Here is a 25,912-nt window from a genome sequence, read left to right as displayed (position 1 = left end):
GTCCGGGCGGCCGGCGGCCGGTTCCGGCAAGGCCGACGGCCGGTTATGGCGGGCGTTTCACGTGAAACGCCCCATAGGATCACCGCGTGCGCCTCACCCGTCTGCTCGTCACCGCCGTCACCGCCACCGCCCTCGCGGCATGCAGCAGCGGCGGCGGTGGCGGCGTCGACGGCTCCCCCGGCGGTGCGGGCGTACGCGACCCGTACTTCCCCAAGGCGGGCAACGGCGGCTACGACGTCGGCCACTACGACCTCGCCCTCGACTACGACCCCGACGCCGAGCACATCACCGGCACGGCGACGATCACCGCCCGCGCCACCCAGGACCTGTCCGCCTTCAACCTGGACCTCAAGGGCCTGGACGTCGAGAAGGTCACCGTGGAGGGCCGGGAGGCCCGCTTCAACCGGGCCGGGCAGGAGCTGACCGTCCGCCCGCCGGACGAGCTGGACGAGGGCGAGACCTTCCGCGTGCGGATCCGCTACTCCGGCGAGCCCGAGACCGTGACCGACCCGGACGACTCCGAGGAGGGCTGGCTGCCCACCGAGGACGGCGCGGTCGGACTCGGCGAGCCCACCGGCTCGATGGCCTGGTACCCCGGCAACCACCACCCCTCCGACAAGGCCGCGTACGACATCGCGGTCACCGTCCCCGAGGGCTACGGGGTCGTCTCCAACGGGCAGCCGGCCGGCGAGACGACCGAGGGCGGCCGTACGACGTTCCGCTGGCACACCGCCGAGCCGATGGCGAGCTACCTCGCCACCATCGCCGTCGGGGACTGGCGGATCAGCCGCTCGGAGACCGACGACGGCCTGCCCGTGTACACGGCCGTCGACCCGGAGCAGGCTGCCGCGAGCCGTGCGGTCCTCGCCCGGATCCCCGCGATCATGACGTGGGAGCAGGACCTCTTCGGCCCGTACCCCTTCTCCTCCACCGGCGCGATCGTCGACCGCCCGGACGATGCCGGCTACGCCCTGGAGACCCAGACCCGGCCCTACTTCCCCGGCGCCCCCGACACCGAGACCCTCGTCCACGAGCTGGCCCACCAGTGGTACGGCGACTCCGTCACGCCGAAGACCTGGCGCGACATGTGGCTCAACGAGGGCTTCGCCACCTACGCGGAATGGCTGTGGACGGAGGACCACGGCGGCGAGACCGCCCAGGAGATCTTCGACGGGCTCTACGACGGCACCTACTTCGACGACGAGGCGGCGAACGAGGCCGTGTGGGCGTTCCCGCCCGGCAAGCCCTCCGACGCCGCCCACATCTCCGACAGCCCGGTCTACCAGCGCGGCGCCATGGTGCTGCACCGTATCCGGCAGACGGTCGGCGACGACGCCTTCCGCGCCCTGCTGCGCGACTGGGCCGCCGCCCACCGCCACGGCAACGCGGACACCGACGACTTCACGGCGTTCGTGGAGAAGGCGGCCCCCGGCAAGGACTTCACGGAGATCTGGGACGACTGGCTGTACGGGGACGGGAAGCCGGAGCGCCCCTGAGGCGGGGCCGCCGGCGGCGCGGACCGCCGCCTCACCCCTCGAACGCGTCGAGCAGCCGGGGCAGGTCCGGCGGCCACAGCGCCTCGGACGCCTCGGCGAGTTCCGCGCGGCTCCACCAGCGCCAGGTGAGGATGCCGTCCGCGGCGTGTTCGGCGGCCAGGTCGGGTCCGGTGGGCTCGCGCCGGGGGCCGTGGGCGACGTAGATGTGCTCGTGCTGGCGGACCGGGCCCTCGTGCAGGTGGGTGAAGTCGTGCTCCCAGGTGCACAGCAGCGGGCCGGGCTCCAGGTCCGTCCAGCCGGTCTCCTCCCGCAGTTCGCGCAGGGCGCCCTCGCGAGGGTTCTCGTCCGCCTCCAGGCCGCCGCCCGGCGCCGACCAGTACACGCCGACCTCGATGTTGTCGTACCGCAGGAGGAAGACCGCGCCGTCGGGGTCCAGCACGACGACACGGGCCGCGCGGCGCGGGGTGCGCAGCGCCTTGCGCAGCACCGTGCAGGGCCGGTCGGCGCGCAGGTCCCGGCGGTGGGCGACGGTCTCGTAGCCGAGGGCGGTCCAGAAGGCGAGGGCGTCGCTGTTGCCGTCGAGGACGGCGAGCCGCAGACCGGCGTGGCCCGCGGCCCGGAAGCGGTCCTCGACCAGGGTCGCGAGCCGCCTGCCACAGCCCTTGCGGACCAGGTGCGCGTCCACCATCAGCAGGCCGATCCACGGATCGGGGTCGGCCGGGTCGGGGTGCCGGGCGAGGGTGATCGCGATCCCGACCAGCCGGCCCGCGTCCCGGGCGAGCAGGACCTCCGTGCCGGGGAGTGCCAGCTCGTCGGCCAGCGCGGCCGCCACCTGCTCCGGACGGATGTCGTCGGGGTCGGGGAAGTCGCCGCTGAGGGCGTGGAAGGCGCGGTGGGACGCGTAGAGGGCCGTCAGCTCGGTCAGGAGCGGGCCCGGGATGTCGTGGTCGGGGGCGAGTGTGAGCGGCGTGATGATCACACGGGGCAACCTACCCGGCACGGTGCCGCGTGGGCCCGGGTTCCGGGCCATGACACCATCACCTGCGTGCTCGACATCGGCTACGCCCTCTCCACCCGGTTCCCCGACCCGCCGCAGACCGACTACCGCCGCGCGGACGTCCGCGCCCTGCGGCACGACCTGTTCTGCGGGGACGTGTATCTCGCCGACACCAGGAAGGACCAGGAGATCTCCACGGCCTGGGGGTGGGTCCCGGTGCTGGACTTCGCGTGGGCGCTGTGCGACATCGTGGAGCGGCTCGACCGCGATCCGGCGGGCTCCCGCGCCTCCCGGCCGCAGCACGCCGAGCTGGACTTCACCGAGTCCACCGACCGCCTGCTGTTCGAACGCCGCTTCGGCTGGGTCGACATCGAGGCGGAGTGGCTGCCGACGAGCGAACCGCCGCTGTCCTTCTCGCACACCGCACTGCGCCGGGAGGCCCGGGACTTCCTCCACGACCTGATCGCCGACCTCACGGACATGCACGAGGACCTGGCGGAGAACCCGGCGATCTGGACCCTCCAGTCCCGCTTCCCCCGCATCGCCTGAAGCCGATCCGGGCGGACAGCGCCGGCCCTACTCCTCCGCCAGCACCCGCACCCCCAGCTCCGCCGCCAGCACCGGGGCCAGGTCGAGCAGTTGGGCCGGGCTGATCACCGCCCCCGACAGCCGGTCCACGCCCCGGGACAGCTCCAGCGGAGCGGCGCCGCGCAGGTCGACGTCCGTCAGGGTCGCCGCGCCGAGGTCCGCGCCCTTCAGCGCGCAGCCCACGAACGCGACCCGCTCCAGACGCGCGCCCCCGAAGTCCGGCTCCACCAGGACACAGCCCTCGAAGACGACGTCCTTGAGCCGCGCCCGCCGCAGATTCATGAAGTCGATCTTTCCGCCGCGGATCAGGACCCGCTCCAGCACCGCCCCGTGCAACTGCGTGCCGCCGAGCCGGGCGTCGGCCAGCTCCACGTCGCGCAGGGTGGCCTCGGCGAGATCCGTGCCGACACCCCGTACGCCCGTGAGGACCGAGTCGAGCAGCCGGGCGCGCGGCAGGGACGTCTCGTCCAGCACGCACCCCGTCAGCGCGCAGTCGATGAAGCGGGCGCCCGCCCCGTCCTGTCCGGCGAGGTCCGCCTCCAGGAACTCCAGCCCGTCGTAGTCGCCGTCCGGCTCCAGTGCTCCGCCGTCGTACGGCTCCAGCGCCGGCAGCCGCACCTCGGGGCGCCGAACCGCCCGCACCGCCGTGCCACCGCCGCCACCCGCCGTTCTCCTCGCCATGCCCCCATGCTGCACCCCGCCACTGACAACGGCCCCCACCCGCGCCGGCGCCGAAGGTGCTTGACCTCGAGCATGGTTGAGGTCGTTGAGTGGGCCCCGGACCACGAACCTCACGCGACCGAGAACCGGACCACGAGCCTCACCTGGGGGAACCACCATGCGCGCCATCCGTCTGCACGCCTTCGGCCCGGCCGAGAACCTCGTCCTCGAAGAGGCCGAGGACCCCCGACCGGGCCCCGGCCAGGTCCGCGTCGCCGTCCGCGCGGCGGGCGTCCACCTGCTGGACACCGCCCTGCGCGAGGGCATCCGGGGCCCCGCACCCGAGCCGCCCGCCCTGCCCACGATCCCCGGCCGCGAGGTCGCCGGCGTCGTCGACGCCCTGGGCGCGGGCACCCCGGAGCACTGGCTCGGCCGGCCGGTCGTCGCCCACCTCGGCTTCGCACCCGGCGGATACGCCGAACTGGCCGCCGTCGACGCCGCCCGCCTCCACGAGATCCCGGACACCCTGGACTTCGCCGAAGCCGTCGCCATGATCGGCACCGGGCGCACGACGATGGGCATCCTCCAGTTCGCCGACCTCCGCCCCGGCTCCGTCGCCGTCGTCCCGGCCGCCGCGGGCGGCATCGGCACGTTGCTCGTGCAGTACGCGAAGAACGCCGGGGCCACCGTCGTCGGGCTGGCCGGCGGGCCCGCGAAGACCGCGCGCGTCGCGGCCGGCGGCGCCGACCTCGCCGTCGACTACACCGACCCCGAGTGGCCGGACGAGGTCCGCGCCCGCCTGGGCGGCAGGGCGGCGACCGTCGTCTTCGACGGCGTGGGCGGGGACGTCGCCCGCGAGGCCGTCGCGCTCCTGGGGCCCGGCGGCCGGCACCTCGTCTTCGGCTGGTCGGGCAAGGGCCTGCACGACGGCGAGCCCTACCTCGTCGAGGGTGTCTCCGAGCAGGTGCTCGGCCCGGTGATGATGCGGAAGGCCGGCGGCCCCGACCCCGTCCGCACCCTCGAACTGCGCGCCCTCGCCGAGGCCGCCGAGGGACGCCTCCGCCCCGCCGTGCACCGCTTCCCGCTCGCCGAGGCCGCCGACGCGCACCGCGCCCTCGAGAACCGGGGGACGACCGGGAAGGTGGTGCTGGAACCCTGACGCGCCCCGCGGACACGAGACGGAACGGGATGCGATACGTCCCGATTCATGGTCTTCTGGCCCAATGAGTGCCACCCGGACAGGTGAGGGAACCGCCGCCGCGGACGCCGACCCCCACCGTTGGTGGGGGCTGGTGGTGATCGCCCTGGCCCAGCTGATGGTCGTCCTCGACGCGACGATCGTGAACATCGCGCTGCCCTCCGCACAGCGCGACCTGGGCATGTCCGACGGCAACCGCCAATGGGTGATCACCGCCTACACCCTCGCCTTCGGCGGGCTGCTGCTGCTCGGCGGACGCATCGCCGACCGCGTGGGACGCAAACGCACCTTCGTCATCGGCCTGATCGGCTTCGCCGCCGCCTCCGCGATCGGCGGCGCCGCCGTCAACCCGTCGATGCTCTTCGGCGCCCGCGCCCTCCAGGGCGTCTTCGCCGCCGTCCTCGCACCCTCCGCGCTGTCCCTGCTCACCACCACCTTCACCGACCCCAGGGAACGCGGAAAGGCCTTCGGCATCTACGGCGCACTCGCCGGCAGCGGCGCCGCCGTCGGCTTCATCGTCGGCGGCGTCCTCACCGAGTACCTGAACTGGCGCTGGTGCCTCTACGTCAACATCCCCATCGCCGCCCTCGCCGTCATCGGCGCCTTCGTCCTCCTGCACGACCGGCCCGGCCACACCGACGTCCGCCTCGACGTCCCCGGCGTGATCCTCGGCTGCGGTGGCCTGGTCGCCCTCGTCTACGGCTTCAGCGAGGCACAGCCACGAGGCTGGACCGACCCGCTCGTCCTGGCGCTGTTCGCCGCCGGCGTCGTCCTCCTCGCGGTCTTCGTGTGGTGGCAGACCCGCGCACCGGTGCCCCTGCTGCCGCTGCACATCATCCGCAACCGCAACCGCGCCGGCTGCTTCCTGACCATGATGCTCGCCGTCATCGGCATGTTCGGGCTGTTCCTGTTCATGACCTACTACCTCCAGGTCATCCTCGACTACTCCCCCGTGCAGACCGGCCTGGCGTTCCTGCCCATGACCGCCGCGATCGTCATCGGCTCCACCCAGATCTCCGCCCGGCTGCTGCCCCACGTCGGCCCGCGCATGCTGATGGTCCCCGGCATGCTCCTCGCCTCCGGCGGCATGGTGATCCTCACCCAGATGACCGTGCACTCCGAGTACGCCGGCGAGATCCTGCCCGCGCTGCTCCTCATGGGCCTCGGCATGGGCCTGACCTTCATGCCGGTCTTCTCCACCGCCACCGCCGGCGTCGCACCGCAGGACGCGGGCGTCACCTCGGCGACGGTCAACACCTCGCAGCAGGTGGGCGGCTCGATCGGCACCGCCCTGCTCAACACCGTCGCCACCAGCACCAGCGCCTCCTGGATCACCTCCCACCTCACCGACCCCACCCGGCGGGAGGAGACCGTCAGGGAGGGCATCGTCCACGGCTACACCGTCGCCATCTGGCTGGCCGCCGGCATCATGCTGCTGGCGGGCCTCGTCGCGGGCCTCATGGTCACGGCCAAGGCCCCGAAACACGGCACCCCGGCCGACGACCGGGTACCGGAACCGGTGAGCTGAGCCGAAGGGCGGCCCGGCAGCCCTCAGTGCCGCCCCGCCACCCGGTCCGCCAGCCGCGCCAGCCGGGACGACGACGCGCTGTGCGTCGTACGCTCCCGCCGGTCCGCCTCCCGGTACACGGCGTACATGCCCTGTACACCCAGCCAGCGCAGCGGCTCCGGCTCCCAGCGGCGCACCCGGTGCCCCACCCACGGCAGACCGGTCAGCTCCGTCTCCCCGCCCTCACCCGCGTCCCGCCGGACCAGATCGCCCAGCGTGCGGCCGGCCAGATTGGCCGTGGCCACCCCCGACCCGACGTACCCGCCCGCCCAGCCCAGCCCCGTGCCCCGGTCCAGGGTCACGGTCGCGCACCAGTCCCGCGGCACCCCCAGCACCCCCGACCAGGCATGCTCGATCCGCAGCCCGGCCAGGGACGGGAAGAACCGCACCAGGATCTCCCGCAACGCCTCCACCGTCGCCGCCTGCGTGGTCCCGTCGTTGTCCGTCCGGGAACCGAAGCGGTACGGCACCCCGCGCCCGCCCAGCGCGATCCGGCCGTCGGCGGTGCGCTGCGCGTACATGTAGGCGTGCGCCATGTCGCCCAGCGTCTGACGGCCCTCCCACCCCACCGACTCCCACTGCGCGTCCGAGAGCGGCTCGGTGGCGATCATCGAGGAGTTCATCGGCAGCCAGGTACGCCGCTGGCCCTTGAGCGAGGCGGTGAAACCCTCCGTGCAGCGCAGCACGTACGACGCCCGCACGGTGCCGTACGGCGTCACCGCCCGCCGCGGCCGGATCTCCGTCACCGGCGTCGACTCGTGGACCGTCACCCCGAGCCGCTCGACGGCCGCCGCGAGCCCCTTCACCAGCTTCACCGGATGCAGCCGCGCCCCGTGCGGCGTCCACGTGGACCCGACGGCGCCCGCCACCCTGATCCGCTCCGCCGTCTCCCGGGCCCCGTACAGCTCCCGGTCCTTCTCACCGAACGCCAGCTCGGCCTCGTGGAACGCCCGCAGCCGCGCCGCCTGCGCGGGCGTGCACGCCACCTCCAGCACCCCGCCCTTGTGGACGTCGGCGTCGATGCCCTCCTCGGCGGCGGCCCGGACCACCTCGTCCACGGTGTCGTTCATGGCCCGCTGCAACCGCACCGCCGCCTCGTGGCCGTGCAGCCTCGCGTACCGGTCGCGGCCCGCGATGCCGTTGTACAGCCAGCCGCCGTTGCGGCCGGAGGCGCCGTAACCGCAGAACCGCTGCTCCAGCACCGTGATCCGCAGGGACGGCGCCGCCTTCTTCAGGTAGTACGCCGTCCACAGTCCCGTGTATCCGCCCCCGACGATCACCACGTCCGCCGACGCGTCCCCGGCGAGCGGCTCCCGCACCGCCGGGAGACCGTCGTCCGCGTACCAGTAGGAGATGCCACCGTTCACGACGCCGCTGCTCGGGCTGCTCATGGCAAGGACGTTAGCCCTGGTGAAGGGCGGTTGTCTGCTTCGGATTCCGTGGACTTTCGCCACCACGGACCCCGGCGCAGCGGAAAAACCACGCACCCGGACCGCCCGCCCCCGTACCGTCACCTCACATGATCGACGTTCCGGACGCCCTCGCGGCCACCCAGGCGAAGTGCAACGGGGACGCGGGCCGCGCCTTCATCGACGCCCTGCCCGACCTGGCGGCCGGCTTCCTCGACCGCTGGGACCTGCGCCTCGACGGCCCTTCGATGCACGGCTGGGCCGCCCTGGTCCTGCCCGTCGTCCGCGGCGACGGCACCCCCGCCGCGCTCAAGCTCCAGCTCCTCGACGAGGAGTCGGAGGGCGAACCCGTCGCCCTCCGCCTGTGGGACGGCGAAGGAGCCGTACGCCTCCTCGACCACGATCCCACCACCGGCACCCTGCTGCTGGAACGCCTCGACCCGGCCCGCATGCTCAGCCACGTCGAGGACTCCCGTGAGGCCGTCCTCGTCATCGCCCGGCTCCTCGCCCGCCTCACCGCCACCCCCGCCCCGCCCGGCCTGCGCAGCCTCGGCGACATCGCGCGGGCCATGCTGGACCACACGCCCCGGGCCCTGGCCCGCATCCCCGACCCCGGGGCCCGCCGCCTGGTCGCCGACTGCGCCGCCGCCCTGCGCGAGGTCGCCGACGAGCCCGGCGACCGCCTCCTGCACTGGGACCTGCACTACGAGAACGTCCTCGCCTCCGGCCGCGCCCCCTGGCTCGCCATCGACCCCAAACCCCTGTCCGGCGACCCCGGCTTCGACCTGCTCCCCGCCCTCGACAACCGCTACGACCCGGCCGAGACCCGGTGGCGCTTCGACGCCCTGACCGACACCCTCGCCCTGAACCGCGAAAGCGCCCGCGCCTGGACCCTCGCCCGCGTCCTCCAGAACCTCCTGTGGAACGTGGAGGACGAGGACCCCTTGGAACAGCCCCAACTGGAGATCGCCCACCTGCTACGGCACGCCTGAACACGGAACGGCCCCCACCTGCCAAAGGCGGGGGCCGTTCACCGAAAGAGCCCCCTGTCGGATTCGAACCGACGACCTAGGCCTTACAAGGGCCCCGCTCTGGCCATCTGAGCTAAGGAGGCACCGCGCATAACAATGCCGTACGCGCAGGCGGCTCCACTGTACACAGGCCCCGTTCCCCTGAGCCACGAACTTGACCACCCCACACGTCTCCCCATCCGCCCGTAACCCACCCGCGCACCAGTTCGTTGATCGGTCTGACGTGCTGTTCTGAAGATCAGACCTCGGGGGGAGGGGGAAACCATGGAGGAGTCGGCCGACAAGCCGAAAGCAGTGCAGGGCGCGGAAGCCGCACGTATCAAGCGGGAGACCCTCGGCATCGACGACCGCCGCAAGCACCAGGCACGCAAGGCGACCGCGCTGAAGGGCCATGCCAAGGATCCGGATACACACCACCGGCTCTACCGTTTCCGCTTCTATCCGACCGAGGAGCAGGCGCGGCAGTTGCAGCGGACGTTCGGCGCCTGCCGGTGGGTCTACAACGAAGGGCTGGCCTGCGGTCAGGGGCCTGGGAGCGGCACCGGGTGAACGTGGGTTTCGCGGAGACCTGCCGGGCGCTGACGGGCTGGAAGCAGGCCGAGGAGACGGCGTGGCTGAAGGAGGTGTCGTCGACGGTCCTGCAGCAGTCCCTGCGGCACTTGGACCAGGCGTTCGGCCGGTTTTTCGCGGGGCGGACGAAGTACCCGAAGCGAAAGAGGAAGGGCCGGTCGCGGGACACGGCGGTCTATGTGCGCACCGGATTCCGCTGGGCCGAGGATCCGGAACGGCCGGGTACGGGGCTGATCATCCTGGCCAAGCAGTCGGAGCCTTTGGATGTCCGCTGGTCACGGGCACTGCCGCCCGGGGTGCTTCCGGTGCGGCTGTCGGTCACGCGGGACCGGGCCGGGCGGTATTTCGTGTCGGCGCTGGTGGAGGAACGCATTCCGCCCTTGCCCGCCGCCTTCGTCCCGGGATCCCGGGAGCCGAAGGCGGTAGGTGTCGACGTGGGATTGGCGTCACTGGTCACTCTCGACGACGGTACGAAGATCGGTCATCCGCGCCTGTTGCGGCGGTAATGCGAAAAGATCCGCGAAGTTCACAGGCCCGCAGGTGCTGACAGATCAGGTGAACGCCGGGTACCGTCCTGAACCAGTTCACCCGTGTGGACTACACCACACCACCTTCCTACAACGGATCGTCCGGCACGTTCCTGCCGGTAGAAGGGGGCCCATTCATCATGGCCACAGTCCAGTTCGACAAGGCGACCCGCGTGTACCCGGGTTCCGACAAGCCCGCCGTCGACGGTCTCGACATCGACATCGCGGACGGCGAGTTCCTCGTCCTGGTCGGCCCGTCCGGCTGCGGCAAGTCCACCTCGCTCCGCATGCTCGCGGGGCTCGAGGACGTCAACGGCGGCGCCATCCGCATCGGTGACCGCGACGTCACCCACCTGCCGCCGAAGGACCGGGACATCGCCATGGTGTTCCAGAACTACGCGCTCTACCCGCACATGACGGTCGCCGACAACATGGGCTTCGCGCTCAAGATCGCCGGTGTCAACAAGGCGGAGATCCGGCAGAAGGTCGAGGAGGCCGCGAAGATCCTCGACCTCACGGAGTACCTGGACCGCAAGCCGAAGGCCCTCTCCGGCGGTCAGCGCCAGCGTGTGGCGATGGGCCGTGCGATCGTGCGTGAGCCGCAGGTGTTCCTCATGGACGAGCCGCTGTCCAACCTGGACGCCAAGCTCCGTGTGTCGACCCGTACGCAGATCGCCTCGCTCCAGCGCCGCCTGGGCATCACCACCGTCTACGTCACCCACGACCAGGTCGAGGCCATGACGATGGGCGACCGTGTGGCGGTCCTCAAGGACGGCCTGCTCCAGCAGGTCGACAGCCCCCGCAACATGTACGACAAGCCCGCCAACCTCTTCGTCGCCGGCTTCATCGGCTCCCCGGCCATGAACCTGGTCGAGGTCCCGATCACCGACGGCGGCGTCAAGTTCGGCAACAGCGTCGTCCCGGTCAACCGCGACGCCCTCAAGGCCGCCTCCGACAAGGGCGACCGCACGGTCACCGTCGGCGTCCGCCCCGAGCACTTCGACGTCGTGGAGCTGAACGGCGGCGCGGCCAAGACCCTGTCGAAGGACTCGGCGGACGCCCCGGCCGGTCTCGCGGTCTCGGTCAACGTCGTCGAGGAGACCGGCGCCGACGGCTACATCTACGGCACGGTCGAGGTCGGCGGCGAGACGAAGGACCTCGTGGTCCGCGTCAGCAGCCGCGCGGTGCCGGAGAAGGGCGCGACCGTGCACGTCGTGCCGCGGCCGGGCGAGCTCCACGTGTTCTCGTCCTCCACGGGCGCGCGCCTCTCCGACTGAGCAGCGGCCCGCCGAGGAATCCGACCGCGTGCCGGGGACGGACGTCCCCGGCACGGGTGAATCACCCCCGCGTCGCCGCGAAGGGCCCCGCAACCTGCTGCGGGGCCCTTTTCGATGTCGATAAATACCCCGACACAACGGACGTTTCGACCACCGTGCGTCAACGCGCTACCCATTCCCCGCCCCTTTCATGTCACCCGTACCGGTGACTAAATGTCGCCAAATCATCACCGGGCGCTACCCTCACTCGCGTGAAGCACTCCGTGAAGCACTCCGCCTCCCAGCAGACGCGTAGCGGCCGGGGCCCCGCCCGCCGGATCGGCCGTTCTCTCGCCTTCGTCCTGCCCGTCGTCCTGGTGCTCTCCGGGACCCTCGCGGTCACCCGGGTCAACTGGTCGGGGGACCCCTCGAACTCGGTGCTCACCGCGTCCGACGCCTCCGCCGCCGGGGCCTCCACGCGTGCCGTGTCCCGCGCTCCGCACGAGGTGCTGCGCGACCGGCTGCTGACCGAGCTTCAGGAGGAGGACCCGGGCGTCGCCCTCACCCACCTCCAGCAGGCCGTGAACGACCGCCCGTCGCTGGCCAAGCACTGCGCGTCCATCGCCCGCGCCCTCGGCCGCGCCGCCGTCAAGGTCTACGGTCCGACGCGCGCCCAGTCGTACGCGCGCCCCGTCTGCGACACCGCCTTCGCCTCGGGCGTGCTGGCCGCGCACCGCTGAACGGCCCCAGGGCCGATCTCCCCCACGGGGCCGGCGGGACGCCACGTACAGTTCGGGTCATGACCGATCCGAACGCCGCGTCCCGCCGCCCCGTTCAAGCCGTCGTCCTGGCCGGCGGGCAGGGTTCCCGTCTGCGCCCCTACACCGACGACCGGCCCAAGCCGATGGTCGAGATCCCGGGCACCGGAACCCCGATCATCGGCCATCAGCTCGCCTGGCTCGCCGAGGAGGGCGTGACCGACGTGGTGGTCTCGTGCGGCCACCTCGCCGAGGTGCTCCAGAAGTGGCTGGAGACCGCGGACCTGCCGCTCTCCGTCACCACCGTGGTGGAGCCCGAGCCCCTCGGCCGCGGCGGCGGCCTCAAGTACGCCGCCGCGCACCTGCCCCACCCCGACCGGCCCTGGTACGCCACCAACGGCGACATCTGGACGCGCTTCTCGCTGCGCGACATGGCCGACTTCCACGCCGAGCGGGACGCCGTGGCGACCCTCGCCCTGGCCCGTCCCCGGCTGCCCTGGGGCGCCGTGCAGACGGACGGCTTCGGACACGTCACGGACTTCATAGAGGCACCCCCGTCGACCTTCGAGATCAACGCGGGCGTCTACGTCTTCTCGCCCGAGTTCGCGGAGATGCTCCCGGAGCGCGGCGACCACGAGCGCACGACGTTCCCCCGCCTGGCCCGCGAGAACCGCCTGGCCGGCTTCCCGATCCCCCAGGGCTCCTACTGGCGGGCGATCGACACCGCGAAGGACCTGACGGAGGCGTCCCGAGAACTGGCGGCCCTGTCCGGCCGCTGAGCCCTTGCCCGGCTGAGCCGCCGATCCCGTACGGCGACGGGTCCCGCACATGACGTGCGGGACCCGTCGCCGTACGTGCCCTGGAGCGGTGTTCCGAGGCGGCCTAGCCCAGGAGGCCGCCCACCAGGCGGCTGCCCGGCTGGCCGGTGGAGGAGGAGCCGGTGGAGCCCTCGCCGGTGCCGGTGGAGCCGGTGGAGCCGGTGGAGCCGTCGCCGGTGGAGCCGGTGGCCGTGCCGCCGGAGGTCGGGCCGGCGCTGGTGCTCGGTGCCTGTCCGGCCGGGGAGGTCCGCTGCGGCGGGGCCTGGCCCGTGGTGCCCTGGGTCTGGCTGGGGGCGCCGCCCGGAGTGGAGCCGCTGTCGCTGGTCGCCCCCGGCGTGGTGCCGCCGTCCTGGGACGGGGTGGCCTCGGCGCCGGACGTGGCGCCCTCCGTGGATGCGGAGGAGGAGGCCTCCGGCGTCTTCTCCTTCCGCTCGCCGGGGTCCTGGGGCAGCGGGGAGCCGGGGAGTTCGTTGCGCGGGCCCTCGCCGGGGCCGGGCACGACCACGCGGTCGGCGTCGCGCACGGCACCGCCGAGCAGCGAGCCGACGAGGAGGGTGACGCCGGCGACGAGGAAGGTGACGAGGGCGCCGCGGCGCAGCACGTAGCGGCGCAGGTCCCAGATGTCGGCGCGGGGGCCGAGGCGGCGCCAGGCACCGCCGGCGAGACGGCCGTCCACGGAGTAGACGGGGGCGCCCGCGATGATCAGCGGGGACCAGGCGGCGAGGTAGATGATGTCGGGCGCGTCGTAGACCGGCGTGCTCTTCCAGCTGACGGTGACCAGGAGCGCGGCGGACAGGATCGCGCCGATGACGGCCGCGACGCGCTGCCAGCAGCCCAGGACGGTCAGGACGCCGACGATGACCTGGAGGAAGGCGATGACCAGGCCGGAGCCGACGGGGTGCGCGAGGGCGAACTGGCGCAGCGGTTCGGCGACGTCCCACGGGTGCAGGGTGTTGAGCCACTTGACCATGGACCCGCGCTCGCCGCCGTCGAAGTAGACGGGGTCGCAGAGCTTGCCCATGCCGGCGTAGACGGAGATGAAGCCGAGGAAGACGCGCAGCGGCAGCAGGACGACGCCGAGGTTGATGCGGCGGCCGGGGTAGTACGCGTGCCGTGACGGGTCGTCGGCGTGGCGCCGGGTGCGCGGCTGCGTGTCCGTGCCGTCGCCGTGGTCGTGACCGGCGGGGGAACGGCCGAAGTCGTCGGCGCCGTAGGACGGTTCGTCGTAGCCCGGTTCGTCGTAGGCGCTGCCCACGGGGCGCATCGCGGGCAGCAGCCGGGTGCCGTCACCGCGGGCGGGGCCGCGCTGGGCGCCGACGAGGGGGGTCTCGAGGGGCTGGGTGTCGGGGCCGTCGCCGAAGTCGTCGTACGGGTCGTAGCCGGGGTGGCCGGTTCCGCCGACGCGGGGGATGACCTGGGTGGCGCCGGCGTCGGCGGTGAGGTCGGGAAGCGGGTCCTCGACGTGCCGGCCCGCGCCGGCCCGCACCGCCTGGAGCAGCCGGTGGGCACCGGTGTCGTCCGGGTCGGACCGGCCGCTCCAGACGACGGGGCGGCGCCGGGCGGGCGTGGGGACCCCGGTGCCGGCGACGGGCGTGCGGGCGGTGTCCTGGGTGGCGCTCAAGTGCCGCGCGATCCGCGGGGACCGGGTCCGCCGCGCGGAGGCACCGAGCTGCACGCGGAAGCTCGCGTGGTTGACGATGACCTGGGCCGGATCGCTCGGCACCTTCACCATGCTCAGCGCGGGAACGTCGTCGTATCCCGACGAGCGGTCCCCCGTGGGTGTGCGGGGTGTTCTGGTGTCCACGCTCATCTAACCGAGTGATGTGTCGTTAGGACACTGCCTCGGCCCGCCGGATCTGTCCGGACCGCGTCAAGCTTGTCCGGACCGCCCGGAACACCCCGTTCGAGGGACCGGATCGAACATCCGGTCCCTCTCGCACCGTCAGGCGCGGCGGCGTGCCGCTTCGTAGAGCACGATGCCCGCCGCGACACCGGCGTTGAGCGACTCGGCGCCGCCGGGCATGGGGATCCGCACCCGGACGTCGCAGGTCTCGCCGACCAGGCGCGACAGGCCCTTGCCCTCGCTGCCGACCACGACGACCACGGGCCCGTCCAGGGCCTCCAGGTCACCGAGTTCGGCCTCGCCGTCGGCGGCGAGGCCGACGACCGTGATGCCGGCCTTCTGGTACTGCTCCAGCGCGCGCGTGAGGTTGGTGGCGCGGGCCACCGGCGTACGCGCCGCGGTGCCGGCGGACGTCTTCCAGGCGCCCGCGGTCATGCCGGCCGCGCGCCGCTCGGGCACGACGACGCCGTGGCCGCCGAAGGCGGAGACGGAGCGGACGACCGCGCCGAGGTTGCGCGGGTCGGTCACCCCGTCGAGGGCGACGATCAGCGGGTCCGCGCCCTCGTCGTGGGCGGCGGCGACCAGGTCCTCGGGGTGGGCGTACTCGTACGGCGGGACCTGGAGGACGAGGCCCTGGTGGTTGAGCCCGTTGGTCATCCGGTCCAGTTCGGGCCGCGGCGCCTCCATGAGGTTGATGTTGCCGCGCTCGGCCGCGAGCTGGAGCGCCTCGCGGACCCGCTCGTCGTTGTCGATGAACTGCTGGACGTAGAGCGTCGAGGCGGGCACGCCCTCGCGCAGCGCCTCGTAGACGGGGTTGCGGCCGACGACGAGTTCGGACGTCGACCGGCCGCCCCCGCGACGCTGCTGCGGGCGTCCCGCGGCACGGCGGGCCTTCGCGTTCGCGGCGCGCTGCTTGGCGTGCCCCTTGCGCATCTCGGCGGGAGGCGTCGGCCCCTTGCCTTCCAGGCCCCGGCGTCGCTTGCCGCCGCTGCCGACCTGCGCGCCCTTCTTGCCGGACATGCGGCGGTTGTTCGCGGCCATGAGTTACCTGTCTCCGCTCTCTACGTCTTCACGCGGGTGTGCGTGGTGTTCGGTGCTCGGTGCTTGGTGCGTCTTGTGCGGTTGCGTCTTATGCAGTGTGCCGCCCGGGAGGCCGGGCGGCACAGTCGATCTTCCGGGACCGAGGGGCTCAGCGGGAGCCGAGGCTCCAGCGGGGTCCCTGCGGGCTGTCCTCGATGGCCAGCCCCGACTCCTTCAGCTGGTCGCGGATGGCGTCCGCGGTCGACCAGTCCTTCCGCGCCCGGGCGGCCTCGCGCTGGTCGAGGACGAGGCGTACGAGACTGTCGACGACGTGGTGCAGGTCCTCGCCCTGCTCGGCCTCGCCGGCCCAGTGCGGGGCCTGCGGGTCGAGTCCGAGGACACCGAGCATGGCACGGACCTCGGCGAGGCGGGCGACGGCGGCCTCCTTGTCGTCGGCGGCCAGTGCGCTGTTGCCCTGCCGGACGGTGGTGTGCACGACGGCGAGCGCCTGCGGGACGCCCAGGTCGTCGTCCATCGCCTCGGCGAAGGCGGGCGGCACCTCGGCGGCGGGCTCGACGGTCCCGGCCAGCTCGGTGACGCGCTGGACGAAGCCCTCGATCCGCGCGTACGCCGACTCGGCCTCGCGCAGGGACTCCTCGCTGTACTCGATGGTGGAGCGGTAGTGCGGGGTGCCGAGGTAGTAGCGCAGCACGACCGGCCGCCACTTCTTCACCATCTCGCTCACGAGCACGCTGTTGCCGAGCGACTTGGACATCTTCTCGCCGCTCATGGTGACCCAGGCGTTGTGCACCCAGTAGCGCGCGAACGCGTCGCCGAAGCCCTTGGCCTGGGCGATCTCGTTCTCGTGGTGCGGGAAGATCAGGTCGATCCCGCCGCCGTGGATGTCGAACTCGGTGCCGAGGTACTTGTGCGCCATGGCGGAGCACTCCAGGTGCCAGCCGGGCCGGCCCCGTCCCCACGGCGTCTCCCAGCTGGGCTCCCCGGGCTTCGCCGCCTTCCACATGGCGAAGTCCCGCGGGTCGCGCTTGCCGGTCTCGCCCTCGCCCGCGGGCTGGCGCAGCTCGTCGAGGTCCTGGTTGGACAGCGAGAGGTAGCCGGGCAGGGACCGCACGTCGAAGTAGACGTTGCCCTCGGCCTCGTAGGCGTGCCCGCGCTCGATGAGGCCGCGCATCATCTCGACCATCTCGGTGATGTGGCCGGTGGCACGGGGCTCGTAGGTGGGCGGCAGGCAACCGAGCGCGTCGTAGGCGTCGTTGAACGCCCGCTCGTTCTCGTATCCGATGGACCACCAGGGGCGGTTCTGCTCGGCCGCCTTCCAGATGATCTTGTCGTCGATGTCGGTGACGTTCCGGATGAACGTGACGTCGTAGCCGCGGTACGCGAACCAGCGGCGCATGATGTCGAAGTTCAGACCGGAGCGGATGTGCCCGATGTGCGGGGCGGCCTGCACGGTGGCGCCACACAGGTAGATCGAGACACACCCGGGCGTGAGGGGGGCGAAGTCACGGATCTGCCGGGCGCTGGTGTCGTACAGGCGAATAGTCACGGGTCCAGGGTAGTGGGCCCCGGGCAGTGCCAGGGGCGCACGGCCCGCTTGTCACCACACCGATTCCGAAGACACCGCCCATGGGGGCACCGGCCACCGCCCGCCCGAGCCCCGTCCCACCCCCACCCCTCACCCGACCGAGCCAGGAGGCGGCGGTCACCGCTCGTCCGACCGAGTCGGGTGTGGGTGGGCGTAGGCCGGGGCCCAGGGGCGGAGCCCCTGGCGGGGTGCGGGAGCGGGGTGCGGGGCGGAGCCCCGCGACCACCGGGCACGAGCACGGACACGGACGCCACACTCACCCGGCACGGGCAGCGCCCGTCACTCCACCCCCGTCCGCACCACCAGCGCCGTGGCCACCGCCATCAGCCCCTCTTCCCGCCCGGGGAACCCGAGCCCGTCCGTCGTCGCCCCCGACACCGACACCGGCGCCCCCACCGCCTCGGACAGCACCTTCTGCGCCTCGTCCCGCCGCTTGCCGATCTTCGGCCGCGGCCCCACCACCTGCACCGCGACGTTCCCGATCCGGAATCCGGCCGCCCGCACGATCCGCGCGGCCTCCGTCAGCAGGGTCACCCCGGACGCGCCGGACCACTCCGGCCGCCCGGTGCCGAAGTGCTGCCCCAGGTCACCGAGGCCCGCGGCGGAGAACAGCGCGTTGCACGCCGCGTGCGCGACGACGTCCGCGTCGGAGTGCCCGGCCAGCCCCGTCCCCTCGCCCTCCCACTTCAGCCCCGCGCACCACAGGTCGCGGCCGTCCTCGAAGGCGTGGATGTCGGTGCCGATCCCGACCCGCGGCAGCACGAAGGAAACCTCAGAACCCATCGTTCAGCCTCCTGCGCGCCAGTACCGCCTCCGCGAGCACCAGGTCCAGCGGGCGGGTCACCTTGAACGCCTCCTCGTGCCCCGGCACGACCACCACCGTCAGGCCCAGCTGCTCGACCATGCTCGCGTCGTCGGTGACGTCCTCGGTCACGGTCTCGTGGGCCCGCACCAGCGTGACCCGGTCGAAGCCCTGCGGCGTCTGCACGGCCCGCAGCCGCGCCCGCTCCGGCGTCGCCACCACGGGCTCCGGCTCGCCCGGCGCCGCGGCGGGTTCGACCTGCTTGACGGTGTCGGCGAGCGGCAGCGCCGGCACCACGGCGGGCGCCCCCTCGCGCACGGCCTCGATCACGCCGTCCACCGTGTCCACCGGCACCAGCGGACGCGCCGCGTCGTGCACGAGGACGATGTCGTACTCCGGCGGCAGCGCGTCCAGGCCGAGCCGTACGGACTCCTGCCGCGACTCGCCGCCGGGGACGACGAGGAAGTCGGTCCGCTCGGGCAGGGCGTGGACGTCGAGGAGGCTCTTGACCTCGGCGGCGCCGTCGGGCGGGGCCACGACGACGACCAGGGAGACCCCGCGGGACGCGGCCATCGCGCGGACCGCGTGGATGAGCATGGGCGTGCCGCCCAGTGAACGCAGGGCCTTCGGGGCACCCGGGCCGAGGCGTACGCCGCGGCCGGCGGCCGGGATCACGGCCGCGGTCCGGGCGTGTGGGCGGGCCTCGGCGGGCGGCTGCGCGGGCGTGGGGCGCGATTCGTCAGACATCGGTTCCTGTCAGGTTTGTGTGCTCGACCTAGTTGGGTATGGCCTCACCGTGCCGGGCGCGACGCCTTGACCGGACCCTTCCGTGACCCTGGTCGAGCCAGCAGCCCGGGCCCGGCACGCCAGGACCGGGGGGAAGCCTCCCGGGATGAGCGTACGAAGGCGTACGGCGTCGGGGTACGAAGATGCCGCAGCGCCCGGCGACAGTACAGATGTCATCGGGCACCGCGGCATTTCCGTGCGCTGAACCGAGTGGGACCGACTCGAGCGGCCGGTGGGCCGTCTCTCGCGTCAGGTCCCGCGAGCGTGTCGCCTCAGGAGGCGAGCACCTCGTCGAGCAGGGCCTCCGCCTTGTCCTCGTTGGTGTTCTCCGCGAGAGCGAGCTCGCTCACCAGGATCTGGCGGGCCTTGGCGAGCATGCGCTTCTCACCTGCGGAGAGTCCGCGCTCGCGCTCACGCCGCCACAGGTCGCGCACGACTTCCGCGACCTTGATGACGTCGCCGGAGGCGAGCTTCTCCAGGTTTGCCTTGTAACGACGCGACCAGTTCGTGGGCTCCTCGGCATACGGCGCGCGCAGCACCTCGAAGACCCGGTCCAGCCCGTCCTGACCGACCACATCACGCACGCCGACGAACTCCGCATTGTCCGCTGGCACACGTACCGTCAGGTCACCCTGGGCGACCTTCAGCACCAAGTAGGTCTTGTCCACGCCTTTGATCTGGCGAGTTTCGATAGCCTCGATCAGCGCGGCCCCGTGATGGGGATAGACCACGGTGTCGCCAACCTTGAACGTCATGTGACAGGTACCCCTTCCGTGGCTATCCAGGGTAACACGGATACGGCGTCTTCTGAATGGCGTTTTCGCAGGTCAGGGCATATCTCGGGGCTTGACAACAGCAACAGGAACGTGCTTCGCCGGGTGAGCGGAAGAAGGTATTCGCAGGTCGGAGCGGCTCTTACGGCCGGGTGAAACATGCACGTCACACACGTCGGGAGGGGCCGCCGGATGACCGAAGATCCCCATATGTCCGGTTCCATGCGTGCGACTTCCGCTACTCCGTTCGGCGTCCGGCGCGGGCTTCCGGTCGAATCCGGAATTGATCACGGGCACGTCCGGCCCGCCCCCGCCGGTGATCAATTCCCGGTCCGTCCGCGCATTCCTTCACGCAAAATTCGCGCACGGGCAGGGCACCCGTATGGCGGCGCTTCTTATCCGAATGGCGGATGAGTACGTGTTGACTCTGCGTACCAATGCGACTCCTGATGCCGGTGTGTGTGACGCCCGATGCCGGTGCGCCGGACGGGCCCTTCCCGCGGCCGGCCGACGCCGTCACTACCGCCTGCCGGGCGAAGCCGGAAGCCTCCGGGGAGGGTCGGGTGCGGCGGCCCGGGAACGGCTCGGTAACCTAAGGCCGCTGACAGACACTTAGGGCGGCTTTATCCGTTGGCCGCCGCCTCGCTCGAGTCCAAGGAGTTGCCGCCGCCGTGAGCAGCAGCCTTCGACGCGGTGCCCTCGCCGCCGCCGCCATCGCGTTCTCGATCGCCTCGCTCGCCGCGTGCGGTGCCGGTCACAACGCCCAGACCCTGGAGATCAAGCCGGACAACGCGGCGACCTCCGTCGGTGACATCAAGATCCAGAACGCGCTCGTCATCACGCAGCCCGACCTGGAGTCGACCGGCCCGGCCGTGGTCTCCGCCACCCTGTTCAACGGCGGTACGACCGACCAGAAGCTGGACTCCGTCACCGTCGCCGGCAAGTCCGCGGAGCTCAAGCCCGCCAAGGGCGCCAAGGACCTGACCATCCCGGCCGGCGGGCGCCTGATCCTGGGCGGCGAGGGCAACGCCACCGCGGTGCTGCCCAGCAGCCGCGAGGCCATCCAGGACGGCAACGCGCAGAAGGTCACCTTCGCCCTCAGCGAGACCGGTGACGTGAGCCTGAGCGCCTTCGTCGTCCCCGCAGAGAGCTACTTCTCCTCGTGGGGCCCGGCCGACGTGCCGGCGACGCCCAGCGCCTCGGCGTCGCCGTCCGCGGGTGCCTCCGGGGAGCCGGCCGCCGGCGAGAGCTCGGGCGTCCCGGCCGACGGCGCTTCGGCGGACGCCTCCGAGGGTGCCTCGGCGGACGCGACCGGTGCGGCGGCCGACGGCGAGGAGCACGAGGAGACGGCCGGGCACTGAGGCCCGTACGCCGGAAAAGCACGGTACGACGAAGGGCGGGACCCTCTCCGGGGTCCCGCCCTTCGTCGTACCGTCCGCCCCGGTGGCCGGGGCCGGGCCGGCTACGGCTCGAACTTGTAGCCGAGGCCGCGCACCGTCACCAGGTACCGCGGCGCGCCCGGGTCGGGTTCGATCTTGGCGCGCAGCCGCTTGACGTGGACGTCGAGGGTCTTGGTGTCACCGACGTAGTCGGCGCCCCAGACCCGGTCGATGAGCTGCATGCGGGTCAGCACCCGACCGGCGTTGCGCAGCAGCATCTCCAGCAGGTCGAACTCCTTCAGCGGCAGGTCGACCTTGGTGCCGCCGACGGTCACCACGTGCCGGTCGACGTCCATGCGGACCGGCCCGGCCTCCAGCGCGGCGGGGGTGACCTCCTCGGGCTCGCCCCGGCGGCGCAGTACGGCGCGGATGCGGGCGACCAGCTCGCGCGAGGAGAAGGGCTTGGTGACGTAGTCGTCGGCCCCTATCTCGAGTCCGACGACCTTGTCGATCTCGCTGTCCTTGGCGGTCACCATGATCACGGGGACGTTCGAGCGGCCGCGCAGCTGTCGGCACACCTCGGTGCCCGGCAGGCCGGGCAGCATCAGGTCGAGGAGGACGAGGTCGGCGCCGTTGCGCTCGAACTCGTCGAGTCCGTCGGGCCCGGTGGTCGCCACGGCGACCTCGAAGCCCTCCTTACGGAGCATGTAGGACAGGGCGTCGGAGAAGGACTCCTCGTCCTCGACGACGAGCACACGGGTCACGGAAGGACCTCCGGGGCGGGAAGCGAAGCGTACGGGGATGTGTCGGGGGAAGCGGGGGCGGACCGTCCGCCGCCGGCGATCTCGCCGTGCTCCACGTGCCCGAGGTCCAGGTCTTCCACCTGGTTCCCGGGGCCGGCGTCGGCGGCGTCGTGGGCGGTCCGGCGCGCTGCGCGGTCGCGGGAGGTGCCCGACTCCGGCAGTCGCAGGGTGAACGTGGAGCCCTGGCCTTCGGCGCTCCACACCGTGACCTCCCCGCCGTGCGAGGCGACCACGTGCTTGACGATCGCGAGACCCAGCCCGGTGCCTCCGGTGGCCCGGGAGCGGGCCGGGTCGACGCGGTAGAAGCGCTCGAAGACGCGCTCCTTGTCCTTCTCGGAGATGCCGATGCCCTGGTCGGTCACGGCGATCTCGATCAGGTCGCCGCCGGGAGCGCTGACGCGCCGGGCGGCTATGCCGACGCGGGTGCGGGCGGGCGAGTAGTTGACGGCGTTCTCGACGAGGTTGCCGAGGGCGGCGGCGAGCTGGCCGCGGTTGCCGCGGACGTGCAGGTCCGCGGTGCCTCCGGCGGCCATCGTGATCTGCTTCGTGCCGGCCGCGTGCCGGCAGCGGTCGATGGCCTCGGCGACCAGTTCGTCCACGCGGACCGGCTCGGCGTCGTCCAGCGGATCGTCGTTCTGGACCCGCGACAGGTCGATGAGCTCCTGCACGAGGTTGGTGAGCCGGGTCGCCTCGATCTGCATGCGTCCGGCGAACCGCTCGACGGCCTCCGGGTCGTCCGAGGCGTCCATCACGGCCTCGGAGAGCAGCGAGAGCGCACCGACCGGTGTCTTCAGCTCATGGCTCACGTTCGCGACGAAGTCGCGCCGCACGGCCTCGATCCGGCGGGCCTCGGTGAGGTCCTCGACCAGCAGCAGCACCAGCCGCGACCCTAGGGGCGCCACGCGTGCGGACACGGCGAGCGCCTCGCCGCGTCCGGTGCCCCGCCTGGGCAGGTCCAGTTCGACCTGCCGTATCTCCCCGTCGCGCCGCGTGTCCCGGGCCATCTGCAGCATCGGGTCGACGGCGAGCTTGCCGCCCCGGACCAGGCCGAGGGCGTACGCCGCCGAGCTGGCCTTGACGACCGCGTCGGCCTCGTCGAGGACGACGGCGGAGGAGCGCAGCACCGACAGGACGGTGTCCACGCCGGGCGGGAGCACCGGGTCGGTGTGCAGGGAGGTGCGGGTGGGGCGCTTCTGGTCGCGTTCGCTCCAGCGGAACGCCAGCATGGCGATGACACCGGTGAGCACTCCGGCGATCGCTGCCGCTGCGGCGACCGCCGCGTTCACGTCCATGCGTCCAGGTTAGGCATGGCGAACGGCCCCGCATCAGCCATCGGAGTGCGACCTCGAACACTCGTCGCCCAGAGTTCACCTTGGCGCCAGGGCCGGTTCACTTGTGGTGCCGGAAACGGACGCGTGCGGGCCGGACCGTGTAAGCGTGGGGGTGCGGCGAGGGATGCGAACCCCCTCCCAGGACGTACGAGAGGGAACCTGATGCGGGACGCGTACCACGAGGAACTGGACTCGATCGGCGACAGTCTGGTGGAGATGGCCCGGCTGGTCGGGTCGGCGATCGGGCGCGCCACGACCGCCATCCTCGACTCCGACCTGAAGCTGGCCGAGCACGTGATCGAGGGCGACCAGAAGGTCGACGAGCTCCAGCACGAGCTGGAGGCGAAGGCGATAGCGCTGCTGGCCCGGCAGCAGCCGGTGGCGACGGACCTGCGCATCGTCGTCACCTCGCTGCGGATGTCGGCCGACCTGGAGCGCTCGGGCGACCTGGCCCAGCACGTGGCCAAGCTGGCCCGGCTGCGCTATCCGGCGCGGGCGGTCCCGCACGACCTGCACGCCACGATCCTGGAGATGGGCCAGCTCGCGCAGCGCCTGATGGCGAAGGCGGCCGAGGTGATCATCACCAAGGACGTGGACCTGGCGCTCCAGCTGGAGCAGGACGACGACGCGATGGACCTGCTGCACCGCGCCCTGTTCCAGCACCTGATGGACGACCGCTGGAAGCACGGCATCGAGACGGCCGTGGACGTGACGCTGCTCGGCCGCTACTACGAGCGCTACGCCGACCACGCGGTGGCGGTCGCCAAGCGGGTGGTCTACCTGGTCACGGGCGAGCACGCGGACGAGCTCCAGGCGGACATCCAGCCGGCGACGGGGGTGGAGGGTGCCTGAGAGGGCCTCAGGGGCCTGACGGGGCGCATCGGAGGGCAGGCCGGGGGCGCGCGGGGGAACCTCAGTGCGCCGTTGATGCGACCAGGGCTCCGGGCTTCCAATGGGCTCAGGCACCAGCCTCGAGGAGGAACCCATGGCCGATTCCCCCAGCACGACGCCCGACCCCGCGCAGGAACGCCGGAGCGAGCAGCCCGCCGACCTCCGGAGCCTGCCCCTGATCGCCGCCTGCGGCTGCGGTTCGGGCTGCGGCTGCGGCTGCCAGTCGGGCAACCCGTGTCAGTGCGGCTGACGGGGCGATGACGCGGTGACGCGTACGGCGGCCGGGCTCGCTCCGGCCGCCGTACGGGCGCACCCTGGAGGGGAGAGACCCTGAAGGGGGTGCGAGGCCATGGCTCACTTCATGGACGTGCACCGCGGCGTGCGCGGCATCACGCCGGACCAGTTCCACCAGGCGCACCAGGACGATCTGGAGCGGGAGAAGGAAGAGGGTGTGCACTTCGAGCACGCGTGGGCGGACCCGGAGTCCGGCACGATCTACTGCCTGTCGGAGGGCCCGTCGGCCGAGGCTGTCCAGCGCGTCCACGAACGCGCGGGGCACAAGGCGGACGAGATCCACGAGGTGTCGATGATCGTCTGACGGCGCCTGTCTGCCCGTAGGCCGTCGTCTCCCCGTAGGCCGTCGCGCCGCACCGCGTGAGTACGGGTACTCAGGACGCGGAGGGCTCCCCGGCCCGACCCTGACAGCAGGACAACGACCCACGGGGAGACGCCGATGAACGCCCGCCGCCCGATACGCACCCTGGCCCGCCTCACCTTCGCCAACCCCGCCTCGGTGGCCTACCTGACCCTGGTGGGCGGAGCCGTCGCCTTCGCCGCGGCGCAGCCGCTGCTCACGCCCGACGCGGACGCGTCCTTCGTCTGGGTCTGGCCGGCCCTGTTCAGCTTCCCGGCCTTCGGTTTCGTGGCCTGGCTCGGCCAGGCGGTGTGGGGCGCGGAGGCGCCCGTGTGGTTCTTCACGGGCGGCATCGCGGTCGCGGCCCTGCTCCAGTCCCTGGCGCTGGGCGCGACGCTGGAGTCGCTCCGGGGCCGGCGGCGACGCCACGCGCCTTCGGCGGGCTGAACCGGCCGCGTCGATCGCTAACTTGGCTCCATGGCAAGTCAGATCATCACCCTGGTCGGTGTCCTGCTGGGCGCGGTCACGTCGTTCTTCGCCGCGACACTGGCCGAACGGGCCAAGTTCCGGCAGGCGTTGGCCACGCGGTGGGACGAGCGGAAGCTCGACGCGTACGTGGAGTACGTCTCCTGTGTGAAGGAGGAGGCACGGGCCGCGCAGTCGTCCCTCGAGGCGCGTGAACGAGGTGACGACCCGTCCGAGGCGCTCGCGGAGATGGAGACGACGGAGCACCGGCGTTCCGTCCTCTTCGAGGGCCTCGTCCTGCTCGCGGAGGACGAAGCTTCCCGGGCGGCGTGGAAGGTCAACGAGCGCCTGTGGGACCTGCTGGGCCACGCCCGCGACCCGGCCGACGCGCCCACCGCCCGCCGCGACGAGCTGGGCCGGGCGCTCATCGACGCGCTGAACGACCTCCACAAGGCGGCCCGGACGGACCTGGCGATAGGCAGGCCCCGGTCCGGAGGGCGCTGAGGCCCTCTTCCCGCCCTTCGGCTAGGACGGCGTCTGACCGAGGCGCCGCTGCCGCATGTACCGGAGGATCACGGAGATGATCGCGGCGAGCTGCGCGACGGCCCAGATGCCGACCTCCACCCCTCCCATGCCGCCGCCGAACGCCACGAGCAGGAGGGCGAAGACGCCGATGACCAGCAGAAGGTTCACGATCAGGTTAC

General features: G+C 72.3%; 28 protein-coding genes and 1 tRNA gene. 16 read left to right on the top strand and 13 right to left on the bottom strand.

Annotated elements, in window-relative coordinates; all coding sequences use genetic code 11:
• Positions 1–86: 86 nt before the first annotated feature.
• On the top strand, positions 87–1,496 hold the full coding sequence (locus AB0E77_RS05540) for a M1 family metallopeptidase (protein ID WP_361565926.1): 1,410 nt from the start codon (positions 87–89) through the stop codon (positions 1,494–1,496).
• Between the two features lie 31 nt (positions 1,497–1,527).
• Here AB0E77_RS05540 and AB0E77_RS05535 read toward each other — a convergent pair whose 3' ends face one another.
• Positions 1,528–2,475, bottom strand: a complete 948-nt coding sequence (locus tag AB0E77_RS05535; protein WP_361565923.1) for a bifunctional GNAT family N-acetyltransferase/NUDIX hydrolase — start codon at positions 2,473–2,475, stop codon at positions 1,528–1,530.
• A 66-nt stretch (positions 2,476–2,541) separates the two neighbouring features.
• On the opposite strand from AB0E77_RS05535, the gene AB0E77_RS05530 reads away from it, so the two are divergent.
• Entirely contained in the window at positions 2,542–3,042 is a 501-nt protein-coding gene (locus tag AB0E77_RS05530; protein ID WP_361565920.1) for a hypothetical protein, read from the top strand.
• A gap of 27 nt (positions 3,043–3,069) precedes the next feature.
• Here the strand turns inward: AB0E77_RS05530 and AB0E77_RS05525 are convergent, their stop codons facing one another.
• Positions 3,070–3,762, bottom strand: coding sequence for a pentapeptide repeat-containing protein (locus AB0E77_RS05525; RefSeq protein WP_361565917.1), 693 nt, complete (start codon positions 3,760–3,762; stop codon positions 3,070–3,072).
• A 157-nt stretch (positions 3,763–3,919) separates the two neighbouring features.
• Here AB0E77_RS05525 and AB0E77_RS05520 point away from each other — a divergent pair, with 157 nt between their 5' ends.
• Positions 3,920–4,900: a zinc-binding dehydrogenase gene (locus AB0E77_RS05520; RefSeq protein ID WP_361565915.1), complete on the top strand. Its 981-nt coding sequence runs from the start codon at positions 3,920–3,922 to the stop codon at positions 4,898–4,900.
• 64 nt (positions 4,901–4,964) lie between these two features.
• Positions 4,965–6,467, top strand: a complete 1,503-nt coding sequence (locus AB0E77_RS05515) for an MFS transporter (RefSeq protein WP_361565912.1) — start codon at positions 4,965–4,967, stop codon at positions 6,465–6,467.
• 23 nt (positions 6,468–6,490) lie between these two features.
• Here AB0E77_RS05515 and AB0E77_RS05510 read toward each other — a convergent pair whose 3' ends face one another.
• Positions 6,491–7,897 (bottom strand): FAD-dependent oxidoreductase, encoded by a 1,407-nt coding sequence (locus tag AB0E77_RS05510; RefSeq protein WP_361565909.1) that lies wholly within the window; start codon positions 7,895–7,897, stop codon positions 6,491–6,493.
• 128 nt (positions 7,898–8,025) lie between these two features.
• On the opposite strand from AB0E77_RS05510, the gene AB0E77_RS05505 reads away from it, so the two are divergent.
• Positions 8,026–8,907, top strand: coding sequence for an aminoglycoside phosphotransferase family protein (locus tag AB0E77_RS05505; protein ID WP_361565906.1), 882 nt, complete (start codon positions 8,026–8,028; stop codon positions 8,905–8,907).
• Between the two features lie 48 nt (positions 8,908–8,955).
• On the opposite strand, the gene AB0E77_RS05500 is transcribed toward AB0E77_RS05505, so the two are convergent.
• Positions 8,956–9,029, bottom strand: a tRNA-Thr gene (locus tag AB0E77_RS05500).
• A gap of 181 nt (positions 9,030–9,210) precedes the next feature.
• Here AB0E77_RS05500 and AB0E77_RS05495 point away from each other — a divergent pair.
• From AB0E77_RS05495 to AB0E77_RS05475, 5 genes are all read left to right on the top strand, one after another.
• A complete protein-coding gene (locus AB0E77_RS05495; protein WP_361565903.1) occupies positions 9,211–9,495 on the top strand; it encodes a helix-turn-helix domain-containing protein in 285 nt (94 codons plus the stop codon).
• Positions 9,492–10,022, top strand: a complete 531-nt coding sequence (locus AB0E77_RS05490) for a hypothetical protein (RefSeq protein ID WP_361565901.1) — start codon at positions 9,492–9,494, stop codon at positions 10,020–10,022. Before AB0E77_RS05495 ends, AB0E77_RS05490 begins: the two co-directional genes overlap by 4 nt.
• 161 nt (positions 10,023–10,183) lie before the next feature.
• On the top strand, positions 10,184–11,320 hold the full coding sequence (msiK, locus tag AB0E77_RS05485; protein WP_361565898.1) for a diacetylchitobiose ABC transporter ATP-binding protein MsiK: 1,137 nt from the start codon (positions 10,184–10,186) through the stop codon (positions 11,318–11,320).
• 263 nt (positions 11,321–11,583) lie between these two features.
• A complete protein-coding gene (locus AB0E77_RS05480) occupies positions 11,584–12,039 on the top strand; it encodes a hypothetical protein (RefSeq protein WP_361566668.1) in 456 nt (151 codons plus the stop codon).
• 59 nt (positions 12,040–12,098) lie between these two features.
• The gene (locus AB0E77_RS05475) at positions 12,099–12,836 is read left to right on the top strand and encodes a nucleotidyltransferase family protein (RefSeq protein ID WP_361565895.1); all 738 of its coding nucleotides are present in this window, start codon (positions 12,099–12,101) and stop codon (positions 12,834–12,836) included.
• A 103-nt stretch (positions 12,837–12,939) separates the two neighbouring features.
• Here the strand turns inward: AB0E77_RS05475 and AB0E77_RS05470 are convergent, their stop codons facing one another.
• From AB0E77_RS05470 to AB0E77_RS05445, 6 genes are all read right to left on the bottom strand, one after another.
• The gene (locus tag AB0E77_RS05470; protein ID WP_361565893.1) at positions 12,940–14,685 is read right to left on the bottom strand and encodes a DoxX family membrane protein; all 1,746 of its coding nucleotides are present in this window, start codon (positions 14,683–14,685) and stop codon (positions 12,940–12,942) included.
• A 132-nt stretch (positions 14,686–14,817) separates the two neighbouring features.
• The gene (rlmB, locus tag AB0E77_RS05465) at positions 14,818–15,759 is read right to left on the bottom strand and encodes a 23S rRNA (guanosine(2251)-2'-O)-methyltransferase RlmB (protein ID WP_361565890.1); all 942 of its coding nucleotides are present in this window, start codon (positions 15,757–15,759) and stop codon (positions 14,818–14,820) included.
• Between the two features lie 148 nt (positions 15,760–15,907).
• Positions 15,908–17,305, bottom strand: a complete 1,398-nt coding sequence (gene cysS / locus AB0E77_RS05460; protein WP_361565887.1) for a cysteine--tRNA ligase — start codon at positions 17,303–17,305, stop codon at positions 15,908–15,910.
• Positions 17,306–17,623: 318 nt separating this feature from the next.
• Positions 17,624–18,127: a 2-C-methyl-D-erythritol 2,4-cyclodiphosphate synthase gene (gene ispF / locus AB0E77_RS05455; protein ID WP_361565884.1), complete on the bottom strand. Its 504-nt coding sequence runs from the start codon at positions 18,125–18,127 to the stop codon at positions 17,624–17,626.
• Complete coding sequence (gene ispD / locus AB0E77_RS05450; RefSeq protein ID WP_361565881.1) at positions 18,117–18,893, bottom strand: 2-C-methyl-D-erythritol 4-phosphate cytidylyltransferase; 777 nt, start codon at positions 18,891–18,893, stop codon at positions 18,117–18,119. Before ispD ends, ispF begins: the two co-directional genes overlap by 11 nt.
• A 311-nt stretch (positions 18,894–19,204) precedes the next feature.
• Positions 19,205–19,687 carry a CarD family transcriptional regulator gene (locus AB0E77_RS05445; protein ID WP_003953493.1) on the bottom strand — a complete coding sequence of 161 codons (483 nt, stop codon included), beginning with the start codon at positions 19,685–19,687 and terminating at the stop codon, positions 19,205–19,207.
• 689 nt (positions 19,688–20,376) lie between these two features.
• Between AB0E77_RS05445 and AB0E77_RS05440 the strand changes: the two genes are divergently transcribed.
• Positions 20,377–21,066: a DUF461 domain-containing protein gene (locus AB0E77_RS05440; RefSeq protein WP_361565878.1), complete on the top strand. Its 690-nt coding sequence runs from the start codon at positions 20,377–20,379 to the stop codon at positions 21,064–21,066.
• Positions 21,067–21,167: 101 nt separating this feature from the next.
• On the opposite strand, the gene AB0E77_RS05435 is transcribed toward AB0E77_RS05440, so the two are convergent.
• Together AB0E77_RS05435 and AB0E77_RS05430 are read right to left on the bottom strand one after the other, a co-directional pair.
• On the bottom strand, positions 21,168–21,848 hold the full coding sequence (locus AB0E77_RS05435) for a response regulator transcription factor (protein ID WP_004929857.1): 681 nt from the start codon (positions 21,846–21,848) through the stop codon (positions 21,168–21,170).
• Positions 21,845–23,179, bottom strand: a complete 1,335-nt coding sequence (locus tag AB0E77_RS05430) for an ATP-binding protein (RefSeq protein ID WP_361565875.1) — start codon at positions 23,177–23,179, stop codon at positions 21,845–21,847. The genes AB0E77_RS05435 and AB0E77_RS05430 overlap by 4 nt, the downstream gene beginning before the upstream one ends.
• 201 nt (positions 23,180–23,380) lie before the next feature.
• Here AB0E77_RS05430 and phoU point away from each other — a divergent pair, with 201 nt between their 5' ends.
• The 5 genes from phoU (at position 23,381) to AB0E77_RS05405 (ending at position 25,712) form a co-directional block, all read left to right on the top strand.
• Positions 23,381–24,070, top strand: coding sequence for a phosphate signaling complex protein PhoU (gene phoU / locus AB0E77_RS05425; RefSeq protein WP_361565872.1), 690 nt, complete (start codon positions 23,381–23,383; stop codon positions 24,068–24,070).
• A 133-nt stretch (positions 24,071–24,203) separates the two neighbouring features.
• A complete protein-coding gene (locus tag AB0E77_RS05420) occupies positions 24,204–24,359 on the top strand; it encodes a hypothetical protein (protein ID WP_361565871.1) in 156 nt (51 codons plus the stop codon).
• Positions 24,360–24,458: 99 nt separating this feature from the next.
• A complete protein-coding gene (locus tag AB0E77_RS05415) occupies positions 24,459–24,707 on the top strand; it encodes an SCO4226 family nickel-binding protein (RefSeq protein WP_361565869.1) in 249 nt (82 codons plus the stop codon).
• A gap of 135 nt (positions 24,708–24,842) precedes the next feature.
• Positions 24,843–25,190, top strand: coding sequence for a hypothetical protein (locus AB0E77_RS05410; RefSeq protein ID WP_361565866.1), 348 nt, complete (start codon positions 24,843–24,845; stop codon positions 25,188–25,190).
• Between the two features lie 30 nt (positions 25,191–25,220).
• The gene (locus tag AB0E77_RS05405) at positions 25,221–25,712 is read left to right on the top strand and encodes a hypothetical protein (RefSeq protein WP_361565863.1); all 492 of its coding nucleotides are present in this window, start codon (positions 25,221–25,223) and stop codon (positions 25,710–25,712) included.
• A 21-nt stretch (positions 25,713–25,733) separates the two neighbouring features.
• On the opposite strand, the gene AB0E77_RS05400 is transcribed toward AB0E77_RS05405, so the two are convergent.
• Positions 25,734–25,901, bottom strand: coding sequence for a hypothetical protein (locus AB0E77_RS05400; protein WP_361565861.1), 168 nt, complete (start codon positions 25,899–25,901; stop codon positions 25,734–25,736).
• Between the last annotated feature and the right edge of the window lie 11 nt (positions 25,902–25,912).

The sequence above is a fragment of the Streptomyces sp. NPDC032940 genome (genome assembly GCF_040636935.1).
GTDB lineage: Bacteria > Actinomycetota > Actinomycetes > Streptomycetales > Streptomycetaceae > Streptomyces.
This window is presented reverse-complemented; position numbering and strand designations above follow the sequence as displayed.